Source organism: Paraplanobispora takensis (assembly GCF_016863195.1).
Taxonomy (GTDB): Bacteria; Actinomycetota; Actinomycetes; order Streptosporangiales; family Streptosporangiaceae; genus Planobispora; species Planobispora takensis.
The window spans coordinates 1-1647 of record NZ_BOOK01000124.1; the positions used below are offsets into that span (position 1 = coordinate 1).

The following is a 1647-nucleotide window of genomic DNA, read 5'->3' on the forward strand; positions in this document are numbered from 1 at the left end:
AAGCGGCGCCGCCGCAGGCTGGGCTACCCCACTCTGGCCGGCTCCTCCCCTGCGCCCGGGTAAAAAGGCAGGCTCAGGCCGTGCCCGAGGGCGGGGCCGCCTGCCGGCCGGGCAGGGGCGGCGGGGTGCGCAGCACCCGCACCGCGGCCTCCAGGTCGGGGCAGACCGCGAAATGCTCCAGCAGGTGCATCAACGCCAGCAGTCGCCAGACCCGGCCGTCGGCCGGCGCGACCAGCACCAGGCGGCCGGCGCGCTCTTCGACCTGCCGGCGCAGCCGTATCAGAGCGCCGATGCCGGCCGAGGCGATGAAGCTGACCTGGCTGGCATCCACCACCAGCACCGGCGCGCGGCCGAGGAGCATCTGCTGCGCGCTGCTGAGGGCCAGCGGCGCGGTGAGCGCATCCAGCTCTCCGGCCAGGCGCAGCACGGCGAGGTCATCCAGCTGCCAGGTGGTGGTCTGCAAGGAAGGCTCAGGGTGGGGCAGCATGCGCCACCGCCTGTCTCCTCACGTGGCCGCCTTGAGGATGCACGTGGCCTCCGTGCGGATGGCTGTCTCCGGCCGAAGGTGGCCACCGGTGTCCACCGTAGGCCACCGGCCGGCACATCGCGATCATGACGGTGGCCACGGGGTCCGCCGCTGCCTGGCGGCCTCGGCCAGCGGCCGATACCCGCCGCAGCCGGCACTTTTCGCTGGTGGCAGGGTCCGGGCACGCGATCCGGCCGCCCCTGCATGCCTGGGCTTTGGCACGGGCCGGTGCCGCGCGCAGGGCGGTGACCGCTCCGGCCTCGGGGCAGCGATGCGGGGCGGCGCGCCCGGCAACAGGTGAGCCCGCGGCCAGGCCCTTGCCTGCGATGGGCGATCGCAAGGGCCCGGTGCAGCAGGAGCGGCCGCCCGCCGGCGCCGCCATGGTGATCTGCCCCGGTCGCACTCAGTGAGAATCATGCGTCGTGCCGCCGTCCGGGCCGCTGATGCGCAAGGGCAACTCCAGCAGGTCGGCCAGGCGCTGCAGGTAGGGCGGCACGTTGATCAACTGGGCCGCGCCCGTGGCGCACAGTTTCGCCAGCACGCGCATCCCGCCGGCGTCGATGAAGCGCAAGCGCTGGACGTCGATCAGGAGGCAATCGTCGCCGTGCCCGGCACGGGCCAGCGTCTCGTGCAGCGCGGCGCAGTTGCCGGCGTCGACTTCGCCGATCAGATGGATCAGCGTCGCGCCGGGATGGGGGTGGTAGATCAGGCGCAAATGGCGATCGGCATACAGCACCGCGCCGATGACGCCGTGGCAGGCGCCGTCGGGGGCGCCAGCGTCATCGTGCGGGAGTGTCACAGCGCTGCGGGCAACGGCGAAAAAGGGCCGGCTGCGCGCCTGGGCCGCGTGCGGATGCGTGGGCGCGGGCGCCAGAGCAGAAGCACAGCCATGCAGACCCCCACCAGGCGAGGGAGACCGGTTGGCTGGCATCATCTCACCTGCACCTCGCTTCGTGAAGAGTCATACCGGAAATAAATTTCAGGCATTAAGCTTACGGTAAAGGTATTCCGCCGTCACTGCCGGGCCGGATCACCCCCGGCTCACAAGAGAGGTGCCATGGCTTCGACCAACGCTGGCCAGCCCGCCTCCACCTGGACGTTCCTCACCCACCATGCCCGAG

General features: G+C 71.7%; 2 protein-coding genes. Both read right to left on the reverse strand.

Annotated features, from left to right (window positions below; all coding sequences use genetic code 11):
* Nucleotides 1-73: 73 nt before the first annotated feature.
* The gene (locus Pta02_RS40700; RefSeq protein ID WP_203880400.1) at nt 74-487 is read right to left on the reverse strand and encodes an STAS domain-containing protein; all 414 of its coding nucleotides are present in this window, start codon (nt 485-487) and stop codon (nt 74-76) included.
* Between the two features lie 442 nt (nt 488-929).
* A complete protein-coding gene (locus tag Pta02_RS40705; protein ID WP_203880401.1) occupies nt 930-1325 on the reverse strand; it encodes an STAS domain-containing protein in 396 nt (131 codons plus the stop codon).
* Nucleotides 1326-1647: the final 322 nt, after the last annotated feature.

What these genes read in the sequence shown, in the direction of transcription:
- Pta02_RS40700 (WP_203880400.1), bottom strand. Translation starts at nt 487, where the DNA reads ATGCTGCCCCACCCTGAGCCTTCCTTGCAGACCACCACCTGGCAGCTG.